This window comes from Streptomyces sp. NPDC004610, from assembly GCF_040609715.1.
GTDB lineage: Bacteria > Actinomycetota > Actinomycetes > Streptomycetales > Streptomycetaceae > Streptomyces.
Window position 1 is genome coordinate 61684 of record NZ_JBEXLA010000045.1, and the last position, 15262, is coordinate 76945.

The following is a 15262-nucleotide window of genomic DNA, read 5'->3' on the forward strand; positions in this document are numbered from 1 at the left end:
GCCCCCGGTGTCGCCGCGACCGGCGATGAGTCCCGGGGGTCCGGGCGGCCCCCGGTGTCGCCGCGACCGGCGATGAGTCCCGGGGGTCCGGGCGGCCCCCCGGTGTCGCCGCGACCGGCGATGAGTCCCGGGGGTCCGGGCGGCCCCCCGGTGTCGCCGCGACCCGCGATGAGTCCCGGCGGTCCGGGCGGAGCCCCCGGTGCGGTCGTGACCGGCGATGAGTGCGGGCGGTCCGGGCGGAGCCCCCGCGCAGCCGCGGCCCGACCCGCGATGAGTTCCGGCCCTCGCGGCGGTCAGCCCTGACAAGCGCACCGACCGCACCCCCCCGAGAGGCGGCCCCCATGTCCAAGCTCGTCCTCACCGCGTTCGTCAGCCTCGACGGCGTCCATCAGGGACCCGGATCGCCGCACGAGGACACCCGCGACCACTTCACCCAGGGCGGCTGGACCGTCCCCTACGCCGACGAGGACTTCAGCGTCTTCGTCGCCGACGCCTTCGGCCGGGTCGGCGCCTTCCTCCTGGGCCGCCGCACCTACGACATCTTCGCCGACTACTGGCCCCGGGTGACCGACCCCCGCAACCCGGTCGCCGCGCCCCTGAACGCGCTGCCGAAGTACGTCGCCTCCACCACCCTCACCGATCCCGCGTGGGCGCACACCACCGTCCTCGGCCCGGCCCTCGCCAAGGAGGTCCAGGAGGTGAAGGACCGCACCGAGGGCGAGGTCCAGGTGCACGGCAGCGCGGTGCTCGCGCGGTCGCTGCTCGCCGAGGACCTGGTGGACACCCTGCATCTGCTGACCTTCCCGGTGGTGCTCGGCGCCGGGCGGCGGCTGTTCGGCGAGGGCGGGCTGCCGACCGCGTTCCGGCACGGGGGCGGGCAGATCACGTCCAAGGGCGTGTCCATCCAGACGTACGAGCGCGTGGGACGGCCGCTCTACGGCGAGTTCACGCTGCCGGACGAGGCGTAGGGCGCCGACATCCGGTTCGCTCGGTCGGCCCGCCGGTTAACACGCCGAGAACTCAAGGGACAGGACGGGAAATTCACCCAGCTTGTCATTGACATGCCACCTTCTACGCGCGTCATCATGACTTCATGAGATTCCCCCCACGCACCACCCGGCTCGGGGCCGCAGCCGCCCTGCTGTCCGCGCTCCTCGTCGGCGGCACGGTGTCCGCCCACCCCGTCGGCGCCGCCCCCGCCGCACCCCTGGCCTACGGCAGCATCTGCTACAGCGACCTGCCGTCGCAGGCGCACGACACCCTCGGCCTGATCGCCCGGGGCGGTCCCTTCCCCTACCCGCAGGACGGCACGGTCTTCCAGAACCGCGAGCGGCTGCTGCCCCTCCAGTCCAGCGGCTATTACCACGAGTACACCGTCAAGACCCCCGGCTCCTCCACCCGCGGCGCCAAGCGCATCGTCACCGGTGACCGCCACGAGGAGGACTACTACACGGCCGACCACTACGCCTCGTTCGACCTGGTCGACCACGACTGCTGAGGCAGCGCCCCCACCCGCCCCCGCCCCGCGGCCCCCCCCACGGAAACGCCGCGGAGCGGGGCGCGGCTCAACGCGCCCGGCGGCTCTCCGCCGCCGCGAAGAGCGCGAACGCCAGCACGATCAGCACCACACTGGCGAAGACCTCGTGGTCGCCGAGGAACCGGTGCACCAGCCCGCCGCCCCAGCCGGTGAACCGCCGCACCAGCCCCAGCACGCCCTGCACCAGGACGAAGAACCCGAGAATCTCCAGCAACGCCTTCATGCCCCCGACCCTCCCTCGCCCGGCACCGGGCACGCATCGGCCGCCGGGTGCGGACCGGGGCGACGGAAGTCCCGCCCCCGCCGCGCGCACCGCGCCGAAAGTCTCGGTCACCGCGACTTTGGTCGGGGATCACCCGCGCGACGCGCTACCGGGGCCCCGGACTGCGTAGATTTGTCGACCGTGAAGGGTCAGGTCCAGCAAGCTGCACAGGCGGCACAGGCGGCACATACAGCACTGGCGCAGGCGCCGTCGGGGTATTCGTTCGCGCGGCGCCGCTGGCTGCTGCCGTCCGCCGTCGTGCACGAGCTGGACCCGGACGCCCCCCGGTCGCTCCGGTCCGGGCGCCCGCGCCGGACCGCGCGGGACTGGATCGTGGACTTCGTCCTGTTCCTGCTGGCCGCGACCATCGGCCTGATGGACGCCGACAGCATGAGCAGCTACGGCCTGTCGCCCGCCCTCGCCGCCCTGGACCAGCTCCTCGGCGCCCTGGCCTGCGCCGCGATCTGGCTGCGCCGCCGCTGGCCGGTCGGCCTGGCCGTCGCGCTGCTCGCGGTCAGCTTCGTGTCCAGCACCTCGGGCGGCGCGTACCTGGTCGCCCTGTTCACCGTCGCCGTCCACCGCCCCTTCCGGTACGTGGCCTGGATCGGCGGTGTCAGCCTGCTCCAGGCCCCGGTCTTCTACTGGCTGCGCCCCGACCCCGATCTGCCCTACCCGGTGGTCATCGGCTTCTCGGTGCTGCTGCTGCTCGGGGTGATCAGCTGGGGCCGCCTCGCCCGCTCCAAGCGCGAGCTGATGCTCAGCCTGCGCGACCGCGCCCGGCACGCCGAGAGCGAGGCCCAACTCCGCGCCGACCGCGCCCAACGGCTCGCCCGCGAGGCCATCGCCCGCGAGATGCACGATGTACTGGCCCACCGGCTCACCCTGCTCAGCGTGCACGCGGGCGCGCTGGAGTTCCGCCCCGACGCACCCCGCCCGGAGATCGCCCGCGCGGCCGGGGTCATCCGGGAGAGCGCCCACGAGGCCCTCCAGGACCTGCGGGAGATCATCGGCGTGCTGCGCGCCGCCGACTCCGACGAGTCGGGCCGCCCCCAGCCCACCCTGGGCGCCCTGGACGCCCTGGTCACCGAGTCCCGCGAGGCCGGTACGAAGGTCCAGCTCGACCAGCGGGTCACCGACCCCGGCACGGTCCCCGCGTCCGTCGGCCGCACCGCCTACCGCATCGTCCAGGAGGGCCTGACCAACGCCCGCAAGCACGCCCCCGGCGCGGAGGTCACGGTGACCGTCACCGGCGCTCCCGGCGACGGCCTCGACGTCCGGGTCAGCAACCCCGCCCCCGAGGGCGAGGTCCCCCCGGTCCCCGGCTCCGGCCAGGGCCTCATCGGCCTCACCGAACGCGCCACCCTGGCCGGCGGCCACCTCCGGCACGGCCCGGACCCGGAGTCGGGCTTCGAGATCAGGGCCTGGCTGCCATGGCCTCCGGCGACGGCCCGGGGGGACGGGGGCGGGGTGTGAGAGGAGTTCCCCTCGCCCCGCCCGCATGAGAGAGAAGTTCCTCTCGCCCCGCCCGCATGAGAGGGGCTTCCCCCTCGCCTCGCCCTCAGGGGAGAGGGCCCCGCACGACCCCGAAAGACCCTGAAAGACCCCCCTCCCCACCCCACCGACCATGATTACGTAGGGGCCATGACTGCGATCCGACTGATCCTCGTGGATGACGATCCCCTCGTCCGGGCGGGGCTGTCCTTCATGCTGGGCGGGGCCGAGGACATCGAGATCGTCGGGGAGGCGGCCGACGGGGCGGAGGTCGACGCGCTGGTGGAGCGGACCCGGCCGGACGTCGTGCTGATGGACATCCGGATGCCTTCCGTGGACGGGCTCACCGCGACCGCCCGGCTGCGGGGCCGCGCGGACGCCCCCCAGGTCGTGGTGCTGACCACCTTCCACGCCGACGAGCAGGTGCTGCGCGCGCTGCGTGCCGGGGCCGCCGGATTCGTGCTCAAGGACACCCCGCCCGCCGACATCCTGGACGCCGTCCGCCGGGTCGCCGCCGGTGATCCCGTGCTCTCCCCGACCGTCACCCGGCAGTTGATGGAGCACGCGGCGGGCACCCCGGGCGGTGACGACCGCCGCACCCGCGCGCGGGTCAGGCTCGCCGCCCTCAACGACCGGGAGCGCGAGGTCGCCGTCGCCGTCGGCCGGGGGCTGTCCAACGCGGAGATCGCGGGGGAGCTGTACATGAGCGTGGCCACCGTCAAGACCCATGTCTCCCGGGTCCTCGCCAAGCTCGGCCTCAACAACCGCGTCCAGATCGCCCTGCTCGCCCACGACGCCGGTCTCCTGGGGGAGTGAGGGGCGGTCAGACCGGTTCGTGGCCGCCCAGGATCTCCCCGATCCGCACCGGGCGGTGCTCGCGCCGGGACCGGTCGCACGCCTCGGCGATCCGCAGCGCCTGCATCGCCTCCCGCCCGTCGCACGGGTTGGCGCGCTCCCCCCGGACCACCTCCACGAAGGCGGCGAGTTCGGCCTCGTAGGCCGGTCCGAAGCGTTCCAGGAAACCGGTCCAGGGCTTGCTGGCGGGCGGTGGGCCGGTCGGTTCGGTGGAGGCGATCGGCGTCCGGTCGTCCAGGCCGACGGTGATCTGGTCGCGTTCCCCGGCCAGCTCCATCCGGACGTCGTACCCGGCGCCGTTCAGCCGGGTCGCGGTCGCCGTGGCGAGGACGCCGTCCTCCAGGGTCAGCACCACCGCCGCGGTGTCCAGGTCGCCCAGCTCGCGGAAGGGCGAGCCCGCGTGGTCCGACCCGGCGGCGTACACATCCACCACCTCCCTCCCCGTCACCCACCGCAGCGCGTCGAAGTCGTGGATCAGCGTGTCCCGGTACAGACCGCCCGAGGCCGCCAGGTGGGACACCGGCGGCGGCGCGGGATCCGAGGTCAGCGCCCGTACGGTGTGCAGCCGGCCCAGCCGCCCGGACCGTACCGCCTCCCGGGCGCCCGCGTAGCCCGGGTCGAAGCGCCGCTGGAAGCCCATCTGGAGGACCGTCCCGGCGGTCTCGACCTCGGTGATCGCGGCCAGGGTGCCCGGCAGGTCCAGCGCTATCGGCTTCTCGCAGAACACCGGCAGCCCGGACCGCGCGGCCCGGCCGATCAGTTCCGCGTGCGCCTCGGTCGCCGTGGTGATCACCACCGCGTCCACGCCCCAGCGGAAGATCTCGTCCACGCCCGGCGCCGCCGTCTCGCCGAGCCGGTGCGCCAGCTCCTGCGCGCGGGCGGGGTCCGCGTCCGTGAGGATCAGTGAGCCGACCTCCCGGTGACGGCTGAGCGTGTTCGCATGGATCGTGCCGATGCGGCCCGTACCGATGACCCCGATGCGCATGGAATCAAGGTGAGGCCCCCCGGCCCCGCTGTCAATCCGTTTGTCCGGACAATCGAACTACACAACTTCCCGTCAACCCGTCACAGAGCTACGCTCGCCCCGTGCCGAAACAAGATGTGGACCCGACCGTGCGCCTCGACCTGAGCGTCGACCGCAGTTCCCCGGTGCCGTTGTACTTCCAGCTCTCCCAGCAGTTGGAGGCGGCCATCGAGCAGGGCACGCTCACCCCGGGCAGCCTGCTGGGCAATGAGATCGAGCTGGCCGGACGGCTCGGTCTGTCCCGGCCCACGGTCCGCCAGGCCATCCAGTCCCTGGTCGACAAGGGCCTGCTGGTCCGCCGCCGGGGCGTCGGCACCCAGGTGGTGCACAGCCAGGTCAAACGCCCCCTGGAATTGAGCAGCCTCTACGACGACCTGGAGGCGGCCGGTCAGCGCCCCGCCACCAAGGTGCTGGTCAACACCGTCGTCCCGGCCTCCGCCGAGATCGCCGCCGCCCTCGCCGTCCCCGAGGACAGCGACGTCCACCGCGTCGAGCGGCTGCGCCTCGCGCACGGCGAGCCGATGGCGTACCTCTGCAACTTCCTGCCGCCCGGACTGCTGGAGCTGGACACCGGGCAGCTGGAGACCACCGGTCTGTACCGGCTGATGCGGGCCGCCGGGATCACCCTGCACAGCGCCCGCCAGTCCATCGGCGCCCGCGCCGCCACCGCCGACGAGGCCGACCGCCTCGGCGAACCGGCCGGTGCCCCGCTGCTCACCATGCAGCGCACCACCTTCGACGACACCGGCCGCGCGGTCGAGTACGGCACCCACACCTACCGTCCGGCCCGCTACTCCTTCGAGTTCCAGCTCCTCGTCCGGCCGTGATCCCTTCCTCTATTTGTGCTGTTGTCCGGTCAATGTGACCGAGTCGCGCTCCCCGCCGACCGGGGGCACGATCCCTGTGTTCGATAATCGGGCGTTTGGGTCCGGTGATCCCACCGGACCGTCCGCGTGTGCAACGCGGCGCACGCTCGGCACGTACACGGCAAGAAGGGGCTCCGCCTCGTGGCACGGTTTCGGACCTGGGTAGGCATCGCGCTGGCGGGAACGCTCTGCGCGTCCCTCGCGGGATGCAGCAGCACCGGCGGCAAACGCGCCGAGGACGCCCGCAAGGCCGCGGCCGAACGGGGGAAGTCGGCCGTCACCACCCCGCGCTGGACCTTCGCGATGGTCACCCACTCGGGCGACGGCGACACCTTCTGGGACATCGTCCAGAGCGGCGCCGAGGAGGCCGCCGCCAAGGACAACATCAACTTCCTCTACTCCCACGACGACGAGGCCCAGCAGCAGGCGCAGCTCGTGGACGCGGCCGTGGACAAGAAGGTCGACGGACTGATCGTCACCCTGGCCAAGCCGGACGCGATGAAGGCGGCCGTCGCGCGGGCGGTGGCGGCCGGGATCCCGGTGGTCACCGTGAACTCGGGATCGGCCGAGTCCGAGGAGTTCGGCGCGCTCACCCATATCGGCCAGGACGAGACGATCGCCGGACAGGCCGTCGGCGAGGAGCTGAACCGGCGTGGCCGCCAGAACGCCGTCTGCGTCCTGCACGAACAGGGCAACGTCGGCCACGAGCAGCGCTGCGCGGGCATCAAGGAGACCTTCGAGGGCCAGGTGCAGAACCTGTACGTCACCGGCACGAACATGCCGGACGTCCAGTCCTCCCTGGAGGCCAAGCTCCAGACCGACCCGGACATCGACGCCGTGGTCACCCTCGGCGCCCCCTTCGCCGACACCGCCGTCAAGGCCAAGCAGGCCGCGGGCAGCGACGCCGAGATCGACACCTTCGACCTCAACGCCAAGGTCGCCGCCGCGCTGGCGGACGGCACGCTGGGCTTCGCCGTCGACCAGCAGCCCTACCTCCAGGGCTACGAGGCGGTCGACCTGTTGTGGCTGTACCGCTACAACGCCGATGTCCTCGGCGGCGGCAAGCCGGTGCTGACCGGCCCGCAGATCATCACCCGGGACCAGGCGGCCCAGCTGGCCGAGTACACCCAGCGGGGCACGCGATGACCCCACCCCCCGCCTCTGCCCCGACCCCCACCCCCACCCCGACCCCGAACACGGCCACCCCGGACGAAAGGTTTCTGCGGGTCTCCCCCCTGCGCCGGCTGCTCGCCCGCCCCGAACTGGGCTCCGTCGTCGGCGCCGCCGCCGTCTTCGTCTTCTTCGCCCTCGCCGCCGACAGCTTCCTGCGCCCCGCGAGCCTCAGCACGGTCCTGTACGCCGCGTCCACCATCGGCATCATGGCGGTGCCCGTCGCCCTGCTGATGATCGGCGGCGAGTTCGACCTCTCCGCCGGGGTGATGGTGACCTCGTCGGCCCTCGTCTCCTCGATGGTCAGCTACCAGTTCACCGCGAACGCCTGGGTGGGCGTCGCCGTGTCCCTGCTGGTCACCCTGGCCATCGGCGCCTTCAACGGGATCATGCTGACCCGCACCGGCCTGCCCAGCTTCATCATCACCCTGGGCACCTTCCTGATGCTGACCGGGATGAACCTGGGCTTCACCAAACTGATCAGCGGCACCGTCTCCACGAAGTCCATCGCCGACATGGAGGGCTTCCCCACCGCCCACGACCTCTTCGCCTCGACCCTCACCCTCGGCGGCGTCGACTTCAAGGTCACCATCCTGTGGTGGTTCGCCCTGGTCGCCCTCGCCTCCTGGATCCTGCTGCGCACCCGCGCCGGGAACTGGATCTTCGCGGTCGGCGGCAACAAGGACGCCGCCCGCGCGGTGGGCGTCCCGGTCACCGCGACCAAGATCGGCCTCTACATGGGCGTCGCCCTCGGCGCCTGGATCTCCGGCCAGCATCTGCTGTTCTCCTACGACGTCGTCCAGTCCGGCGAGGGCGTCGGCAACGAGCTGATCTACATCATCGCGGCCGTCATCGGCGGCTGTCTGATCACCGGCGGCTACGGCAGCGCGGTCGGCTCCGCGATCGGCGCGCTGATCTTCGGCATGACCAGCAAGGGCATCGTCTTCGCCGAATGGAACCCCGACTGGTTCAAGTTCTTCCTCGGGGCGATGCTGCTCCTCGCGACCCTGCTGAACGCCTGGGTCCGCAAGCGCGCGGAGGCCGCCGCATGACTGTGCCCGCACCCCTCATCGAACTCACCGGCATCGGCAAGCGCTACGGCGCCGCCCGCGCCCTGGAGGGCGTCTCCCTCACCGTCCACGCGGGCGAGATCACCTGCGTCCTGGGCGACAACGGGGCCGGCAAATCCACCCTCATCAAGATCATCGCGGGCCTCCACCCCCACGACGAGGGCACCTACCACCTGGACGGCACCCCCGTCCGCCTGACCTCCCCCCGCCAGGCCCTGGACCACGGCATCGCCACCGTCCACCAGGACCTGGCCGTGGTCTCCCTGATGCCGGTGTGGCGCAACTTCTTCCTCGGCTCCGAACCGCATCGCGGCCGTGGCCCCTTCCGCCGCCTCGACACCGCCCGGATGCGCGCCACCACCCGCGATGCCCTGCTCCGCATGGGCATCGACCTGCCCGACGTCGACCGCCCCATCGGCACCCTCTCCGGCGGCCAGCGCCAGTGCGTGGCCATCGCCCGCGCGGTCCACTTCGGCGCGAAGGTCCTCGTCCTGGACGAACCCACGGCCGCGCTCGGCGTGAAGCAGTCGGGCGTCGTCCTGAAGTACGTGACCGCGGCCCGCGACCAGGGCCTCGGCGTGGTCCTGATCACCCACAACCCCCACCACGCCCACCTGGTCGGCGACCACTTCGTCCTCCTCCGCCGAGGCACCCCGGCAGGCACATACCCCCACCACGCCATCACCCTCACCACCCTGACCACCCAAATGGCAGGCGGCACAGACCTGGAAGCCCTACACCACGAACTCCACCGCGCATAGCCCCAGCCCCCGGAACCCCGAGAAGGCCAGCCCCCCCAGGGGCGCGGGGAACTGCGCGACAGGCCACGACGGCGCCGCACGAACATCGCCACGGCACCCCCCACCCCCCTGAGGGGCGCGGGGAACTGCGCGACAGGCCCCAACGGCGCCGCACGAACATCGCCACAGCACCCCCCACCCCCCTCAGGGGCGCGGGGAACTGCGCGACAGGCCCCGACGGCGCCGCACGAACATCGCCACGGCACCCCCCACCCCCCTCAGGGGCGCGGGGAACTGCGCGACAAGCCCCGACGGCGCCGCACGAACATCGCCACGGCACCCCCCACCCCCCTCAGGGGCGCGGGGAACTGCGCGACAAGCCCCGACGGCGCCGCACGACCACCGCCACCGCACCCCCCACCCCCCAGGGGCGCGAGGAACCGCGCACCCAGCTACAACCCCGCCGCACCCTTCACCCCACCCCCACCCCGCCCCGTTCGCAGCCGGAGGCCCCCGTGGGGCAGAATCGGCCCCGATGAGCACCTACCGCGACCTCGCCTTCCCGAAGGCCCTGGCCAACGCCACCCGGGCCGGCGGCGCCCCCATCGGCTCCCGCCGCGCGCCGGCGCTGCGCACGGTCGGCACCCGGGAGCGCCGCTCGCACCTCACCGCCCCCCGCGTCCCCACCGTCGGCATCGACATCGGCGGCACCAAGGTGATGGCCGGGGTGGTCGACGCCGACGGCCAGATCCTGGAGAAGCTCCGCGCGGAGACCCCGGACAAGTCCAAGAGCCCCAGAGTCGTCGAGGACACCATCGTCGAACTGGTCCTGGACCTCTCCGACCGCCACGACGTCCACGCCGTCGGCATCGGCGCCGCCGGCTGGGTCGACGCCGAACGCAACCGCGTGCTCTTCGCCCCCCATCTCTCCTGGCGCAACGAACCCCTCAGGGACCGCCTCGCCGGCCGCCTCTCCGTCCCCGTGCTGGTCGACAACGACGCCAACACCGCCGCCTGGGCCGAGTGGCGCTTCGGCGCCGGCCGCGGCGAGGACCACCTCGTCATGATCACCCTCGGCACCGGCATCGGCGGCGCGATCCTGGAGGACGGCCAGGTCAAGCGCGGCAAATACGGCGTGGCGGGCGAGTTCGGCCATATGCAGGTCGTCCCCGGAGGGCACCGCTGCCCGTGCGGCAACCGCGGCTGCTGGGAGCAGTACAGCTCGGGGAACGCCCTGGTCAGAGAGGCGCGCGAGCTGGCCGCGGCGGACTCGCCGGTGGCGTACGGGATCATCGAGCACGTCAAGGGGCAGATCCCCGACATCACCGGCCCGATGATCACCGAGCTGGCCCGCGACGGCGACGCCATGTGCATCGAGCTGCTCCAGGACATCGGCCAGTGGCTCGGCGTCGGCATCGCCAATCTCGCCGCCGCCCTCGACCCGTCGTGCTTTGTGATCGGCGGCGGGGTCTCGGCGGCCGACGAACTGCTGATCGCGCCCGCCCGGGACGCCTTCCGACGCCATCTCACCGGCCGCGGCTACCGCCCCGAGGCCCGGATAGTACGGGCCCAGCTGGGCCCCGAGGCCGGCATGGTCGGCGCGGCGGACCTGGCGCGGCTGGTGGCCCGCCGCTTCCGCCGCGCCAAGCGCCGCCGGGTGGAGCGCCACGAACGCTACGAGCGCTACGCCGATTTCCTGCGCACCTCCACTTCCTCCTCCACTTCCCCCTCGTCCTCGTCGCCGACCCCGCGGGAGCCGATGTGACCATGTCCCTGCCGCGCGAGGCGATGTCCCCGAGCGAACCGCCGGGCCCGCCCGAGGGGCGAGGCCACCGGATCCGCCGCCGCGCGCTGACCCTGATGACCATCGTGCTGCTCATCGGAATCCCGGCCGGCTATCTGGTGATCTCCGCCAACCAGAGCCGCGACAGCGGCAAGAGGAAGGAGGAGAAGTACGCGGCCACCGGACTGACCTTCGCCTGGCCGTCCAAGGTGCAGCTCCGCCTCTACCAGGTCCCCATACCGCGCCCGGCGGGCAAGGTCGCCTACTACGAGACCAACAACTGGCGCACCAGCCGTCTCTACGTCCAGTTCCAGACCCCCAACGCCAACCTCGACGAGTTCCTGCGCGGAATGGGCACCAGCCGGGTCGAACTGGAGCGCAACCGGATCACCGTCAGCGAACGCGACCAGCAGGTCAGCGGCTGGAACTTCGACACGCCCGGCCCCTGGTACGGCCTGGCCCACGACCAGAAGGACCCGCACCCCAGCCAGGACGTGATGGTGAGCCTCGCGGACCCGAACAACCCGTTCGTCTATCTGGTGTCCCGCACGACCCCCTGACCCGGGGCGCCCCGGTCGCCGGGGCCGATTGTCAGAGGCCGCCCGTAGAGTCGTGGACACCTGGGACGACACGCGGGCGGGAGGTGACCAGACGTATGGCGACCACGAGCGGCACGGGCAGCGCGGGCGGCACGAGCGGCGCGGGGAGTACCGGGAGCGTGGGCACGGACGAGGTGCCGGTGCGGCTGGCCGCCGTCTTCCTGCCCGCACCGCTGCCCCGGGACGGCCGGATGGCGTTCTGGGACCCCGAGGGCGGCCCCCCGCCCCCCGCGGCGGGCGAGAGCCTGGAACTGACGGTCGTCCGCCCCCACGGCACCTCCGTACGGCGTCGGCAGGCGCACGCGGTCGGGGTGCCCCTCGCCGCCGCCCTGCCGCTGCTGGTCCGGGCCCGGCACGACCCCGCCGCCCACCCCGCCACCGCCTGCTGGGGCGCGGCGGCGCTGCACGCCCTGCGGCTGGCCGCGCGAGGCCGGCTGCTGCCGGGGCTGACCGGCGCCGGGTTCGACGCCTGGCGGGCGGGCCCCCTCGACCCCGGTGACATCGCCCAGCTGCGCGCCCTCGCCGCCGCCCTGCCCCCGGAGGGCCACGCGGTGCCGCTGCCCGGCCCCGGCCCGCTGCGGCTGCCCGAGCCGGAGGCCCTGCTGCGGTCCTTCCTGGACGCGGTCGCCGACACCCTGCCCCGAACGCCCGCCGCGCCCCACGCGGCCGGGAAGCCCTTCGCCGACCTCCGCCCCCAGCGGCTGCCCGGCGCGCGGGACTGGGCCGCCGAGGTCGCCGCCGGGATGGACGCGGGCGTGCGGATCTCCCTGCGGCTCGACCTGTCCGCCCACGACCTCTTCGACAGCGGCGACGGCGGCCACGCGGGCGGCGCCCGCGCGCGGGGCGCCGGTGCGGCCGTCGTCCAGGTGCACAGCCTCGCCGACCCCACCCTCGTCGCCGACGCCACCGCGCTGTGGGCGGGCGACGCCGACGACGCCTTCGGCCCCCGCTCCCGGGTCGACGCGGCGCTCGCCGTACGCCGGGCCGCGCGCGTGTGGCCGCCCCTGGAGCGGCTCACCGAGCGGGACGTCCCCGATGTCCTCGCCCTCTCCGAGGAGGAGCTGGGCGATCTGCTCGGGGTGGCCGCGACCCGGCTGGCGGCGGCCGGGGTCGCCGTGCACTGGCCCCGCGATCTCGCCCAGGACCTCACCGCCTCGGCCGTCGTCCGCCCCGCCCCGGGCTCGGCGACGGACGGCACGGGCTTCTTCGAGAGCGAGGACCTGCTCCAGTTCCGCTGGCAGCTCGCCCTCGGCGGCGACCCGCTGAGCGACGCCGAGATGGACGCGCTGGCGGAGGCCCACCGCCCGGTCGTCCGGCTGCGCGACCGCTGGGTACTGGTCGACCCGGCCCTGGTCCGCAAGGCTCGCAAGCGCGAACTGGGCCTGCTCGACCCGGTCGACGCCCTGTCCGTCGCCCTCACCGGCAGCGCCGAGATCGACGGCGCGACGGTCGAGGCCGTACCGGTCGGCGCGCTGGCCGCCCTGCGCGACCGGCTCACCACCGGCGTCCACCCGGCCCCACCGCCCCCCGGCCTCGCCGCCACCCTCCGCGACTACCAGCTGCGCGGGCTGGCCTGGCTGGACCTGATGACCTCCCTCGGCCTCGGCGGCTGTCTCGCCGACGACATGGGCCTCGGCAAGACCGTCACGGTCATCGCCCTCCATCTGAAGCGGGCCCGCCCCGAACCCACCCTCGTGATCTGCCCGGCCTCCCTGCTCGGCAACTGGCAGCGCGAGATCACCCGCTTCGCCCCCGGCGTCCCGGTCCGCCGCCACCACGGCACCGAACGCACCCTCGCCGATCTGACCGGCGGCTTCGTCCTCACCACCTACGGCACCATGCGCTCGGCCGCCACCACCCTCGCCGCCCACCGCTGGGGCATGGTCGTCGCCGACGAGGCCCAGCATGTGAAGAACCCCTACTCGGCCACCGCCAAGGCCCTGCGCACGATCCCGACCCCGGCCCGCGTCGCCCTCACCGGCACCCCCGTCGAGAACAACCTCTCCGAACTCTGGGCCCTCCTCGACTGGACCACCCCCGGCCTCCTCGGCCCCCTCAAGTCCTTCCGCGCCCGGCACGCCCGCGCGGTCGAGAACGGCGAGGACGACCAGGCCGTGGAGCGTCTCGCCCGGCTGGTCCGCCCCTTCCTCCTGCGCCGCAAGAAGTCCGACCCGGGCATCGTCCCCGAACTCCCCCCGAAGACCGAGACCGACCACCCCGTCCCCCTCACCCGCGAACAGGCCGCGCTCTACGAGGCGGTGGTCCGCGAGTCGCTGCTCGCGATCGAGACGGCGGACGGCATCGCCCGGCGCGGTCTGGTGCTGAAGCTGCTCGGCGCGCTCAAGCAGATCTGCGACCACCCCGCGCTCTATCTCAAGGAGGCGCCGGTGGGCGGCGCCGGGACTGACCGGCTGGCGGCCCGCTCCGGCAAACTCGCCCTGCTGGACGAACTCCTGGACACGGTGCTCTCCGAGGACGGCTCGGCCCTGGTCTTCACCCAGTACGTGGGCATGGCCCGGCTGATCACCGGCCATCTCGCCGCCCGCGCGATCCCGGTGGACCTGCTCCACGGCGGCACCCCGGTACCGGAGCGCGAACGCATGGTGGACCGCTTCCAGGACGGTGCGACACCGGTCCTGGTGCTCTCCCTCAAGGCGGCCGGTACGGGGCTGAACCTCACCCGCGCGGGCCATGTCGTCCACTTCGACCGCTGGTGGAACCCGGCCGTCGAGGAACAGGCCACCGACCGCGCCTACCGCATCGGCCAGACCCAGCCCGTCCAGGTCCACCGCCTCATCACCGAGGGCACGGTCGAGGACCGCATCGCGGAGATGCTCGCCGCGAAACGCGCCCTGGCCGACGCCGTCCTCGGCACCGGCGAGGCAGCTCTCACCGAGCTGACCGACCGCGAGCTGTCCGACCTGGTGTCCCTGCGGAGGCAGTCATGAGCGGGACGGGCGAGGACCCCCGTACGCCGGACCCCGGGCCCGCCACGACCGCCGCCGACGCCGTCCGGCGCGCGCTACGGGCGGCGCGGGAACGGGACCGGGAGCGGGGGAGCGGGGCTGGGGGAGAGGGCGACGAGGGGACGGGTGCGGGTGAGGGTCCGGGGACGGGCACGGGTGCGGGCACGGGCACGGGTGCGGCGCCGGTAGAGCGGGGCCGGGCGGTCGCGAGGGCGCCCCGGCCGTCCTCCGGGACCGGGCCCCGCCCCGGTGACGCGGCACGGGCCGCGCTGCGGGACGCGGTGTCCGCACGGCGGGCACGGGACGGCGAGGCGGCGGGGGAGGGCAGCCCGACGGGAGCGGCCGGGACGCCGGGTCCTGGCGGGCGGATGCCTTGGGCGGCTGGGACGCCGGGCCGTGCCGGACGGACGCCGGGAGCGGCTGGGACGCCCGGGGCTGCTGCGGCCCCGGCCCCGGTCCAACCCCCGCCCGCCTCCGCCCGGCGTCCCGGTGATGCCGCGCGTGAGGCCCTGCGGTCGGCGCTCGCCGAGGAGCGGAGCCGTCCCGACGCGAGCGCCACCGCTGAACCGACCGGACCCACCGAACCTGCCAGAGAGACCCCTCCCGACACAGCCGCCGACATCGGCGCCAACACCCCCGTACCCCCACCCCCACCCCCACCCCCGCCCCCGTCCTCGCCCCACCCCGCCGTCACCCGGTTGCTCGGTACGCTCGGGCGGCTTCCCGGGCCCGACGACGGCCCGGGTGAGCGTCGGCCCGCACCTCATGCCTCCGGCCGGACCCCTGCGCCCGCCACTCCCATCCCCACCCCCCCCCCCCCCCCCACCCCCCCCCCCCCCCAACCCCCCCCCCCCCCCGGCCCGGCTTCACCCCCGGCCATGCCCCCCCGCCGGCCCCCC

The 15262-nt window shown here is 73.9% G+C and carries 13 protein-coding genes; 11 read left to right on the forward strand and 2 right to left on the reverse strand.

Going from position 1 to position 15262, the window contains the following annotated elements:
• Window positions 1-341: 341 nt before the first annotated feature.
• Both ABZX40_RS36080 and ABZX40_RS36085 read left to right on the forward strand, forming a co-directional pair.
• The gene (locus ABZX40_RS36080) at window positions 342-968 is read left to right on the forward strand and encodes a dihydrofolate reductase family protein (RefSeq protein ID WP_355747161.1); all 627 of its coding nucleotides are present in this window, start codon (window positions 342-344) and stop codon (window positions 966-968) included.
• Window positions 969-1093: 125 nt separating this feature from the next.
• Window positions 1094-1498, forward strand: coding sequence for a ribonuclease domain-containing protein (locus tag ABZX40_RS36085; RefSeq protein ID WP_355747164.1), 405 nt, complete (start codon window positions 1094-1096; stop codon window positions 1496-1498).
• A 67-nt stretch (window positions 1499-1565) separates the two neighbouring features.
• Here the strand turns inward: ABZX40_RS36085 and ABZX40_RS36090 are convergent, their stop codons facing one another.
• Window positions 1566-1760, reverse strand: coding sequence for a hypothetical protein (locus ABZX40_RS36090; RefSeq protein WP_355747167.1), 195 nt, complete (start codon window positions 1758-1760; stop codon window positions 1566-1568).
• Between the two features lie 234 nt (window positions 1761-1994).
• Between ABZX40_RS36090 and ABZX40_RS36095 the strand changes: the two genes are divergently transcribed.
• Together ABZX40_RS36095 and ABZX40_RS36100 are read left to right on the forward strand one after the other, a co-directional pair.
• On the forward strand, window positions 1995-3272 hold the full coding sequence (locus ABZX40_RS36095) for a histidine kinase (RefSeq protein WP_355747224.1): 1278 nt from the start codon (window positions 1995-1997) through the stop codon (window positions 3270-3272).
• Window positions 3273-3440: 168 nt separating this feature from the next.
• Window positions 3441-4106: a response regulator transcription factor gene (locus tag ABZX40_RS36100; protein WP_355747168.1), complete on the forward strand. Its 666-nt coding sequence runs from the start codon at window positions 3441-3443 to the stop codon at window positions 4104-4106.
• Window positions 4107-4113: 7 nt separating this feature from the next.
• Here the strand turns inward: ABZX40_RS36100 and ABZX40_RS36105 are convergent, their stop codons facing one another.
• Window positions 4114-5130: a Gfo/Idh/MocA family oxidoreductase gene (locus tag ABZX40_RS36105; protein ID WP_355747171.1), complete on the reverse strand. Its 1017-nt coding sequence runs from the start codon at window positions 5128-5130 to the stop codon at window positions 4114-4116.
• A 128-nt stretch (window positions 5131-5258) separates the two neighbouring features.
• Between ABZX40_RS36105 and ABZX40_RS36110 the strand changes: the two genes are divergently transcribed.
• The 7 genes from ABZX40_RS36110 to ABZX40_RS36140 all read left to right on the forward strand — a co-directional run bounded on the left by ABZX40_RS36110 (window position 5259) and on the right by ABZX40_RS36140 (window position 14345).
• A complete protein-coding gene (locus tag ABZX40_RS36110; RefSeq protein WP_355747227.1) occupies window positions 5259-5996 on the forward strand; it encodes a GntR family transcriptional regulator in 738 nt (245 codons plus the stop codon).
• Window positions 5997-6176: 180 nt separating this feature from the next.
• Window positions 6177-7181, forward strand: a complete 1005-nt coding sequence (locus ABZX40_RS36115; protein ID WP_355747174.1) for a sugar ABC transporter substrate-binding protein — start codon at window positions 6177-6179, stop codon at window positions 7179-7181.
• The gene (locus ABZX40_RS36120) at window positions 7178-8257 is read left to right on the forward strand and encodes an ABC transporter permease (RefSeq protein WP_355747177.1); all 1080 of its coding nucleotides are present in this window, start codon (window positions 7178-7180) and stop codon (window positions 8255-8257) included. Before ABZX40_RS36115 ends, ABZX40_RS36120 begins: the two co-directional genes overlap by 4 nt.
• A complete protein-coding gene (locus ABZX40_RS36125; protein WP_355747180.1) occupies window positions 8254-9036 on the forward strand; it encodes an ATP-binding cassette domain-containing protein in 783 nt (260 codons plus the stop codon). Before ABZX40_RS36120 ends, ABZX40_RS36125 begins: the two co-directional genes overlap by 4 nt.
• 514 nt (window positions 9037-9550) lie before the next feature.
• Window positions 9551-10780, forward strand: a complete 1230-nt coding sequence (locus ABZX40_RS36130; RefSeq protein ID WP_355747183.1) for an ROK family glucokinase — start codon at window positions 9551-9553, stop codon at window positions 10778-10780.
• A complete protein-coding gene (locus tag ABZX40_RS36135; RefSeq protein WP_355747185.1) occupies window positions 10777-11358 on the forward strand; it encodes a sugar kinase in 582 nt (193 codons plus the stop codon). Before ABZX40_RS36130 ends, ABZX40_RS36135 begins: the two co-directional genes overlap by 4 nt.
• A 95-nt stretch (window positions 11359-11453) precedes the next feature.
• Window positions 11454-14345 (forward strand): DEAD/DEAH box helicase, encoded by a 2892-nt coding sequence (locus tag ABZX40_RS36140; protein ID WP_355747187.1) that lies wholly within the window; start codon window positions 11454-11456, stop codon window positions 14343-14345.
• Window positions 14346-15262 lie beyond the last annotated feature (917 nt).

What these genes read in the sequence shown, in the direction of transcription:
- ABZX40_RS36100 (WP_355747168.1), top strand. Translation starts at nt 3,441, where the DNA reads ATGACTGCGATCCGACTGATCCTCGTGGATGACGATCCCCTCGTCCGG.
- ABZX40_RS36130 (WP_355747183.1), top strand. Translation starts at nt 9,551, where the DNA reads ATGAGCACCTACCGCGACCTCGCCTTCCCGAAGGCCCTGGCCAACGCC.
- ABZX40_RS36105 (WP_355747171.1), bottom strand. Translation starts at nt 5,130, where the DNA reads ATGCGCATCGGGGTCATCGGTACGGGCCGCATCGGCACGATCCATGCG.
- ABZX40_RS36080 (WP_355747161.1), top strand. Translation starts at nt 342, where the DNA reads ATGTCCAAGCTCGTCCTCACCGCGTTCGTCAGCCTCGACGGCGTCCAT.
- ABZX40_RS36125 (WP_355747180.1), top strand. Translation starts at nt 8,254, where the DNA reads ATGACTGTGCCCGCACCCCTCATCGAACTCACCGGCATCGGCAAGCGC.
- ABZX40_RS36140 (WP_355747187.1), top strand. Translation starts at nt 11,454, where the DNA reads ATGGCGACCACGAGCGGCACGGGCAGCGCGGGCGGCACGAGCGGCGCG.
- ABZX40_RS36085 (WP_355747164.1), top strand. Translation starts at nt 1,094, where the DNA reads ATGAGATTCCCCCCACGCACCACCCGGCTCGGGGCCGCAGCCGCCCTG.
- ABZX40_RS36090 (WP_355747167.1), bottom strand. Translation starts at nt 1,760, where the DNA reads ATGAAGGCGTTGCTGGAGATTCTCGGGTTCTTCGTCCTGGTGCAGGGC.
- ABZX40_RS36120 (WP_355747177.1), top strand. Translation starts at nt 7,178, where the DNA reads ATGACCCCACCCCCCGCCTCTGCCCCGACCCCCACCCCCACCCCGACC.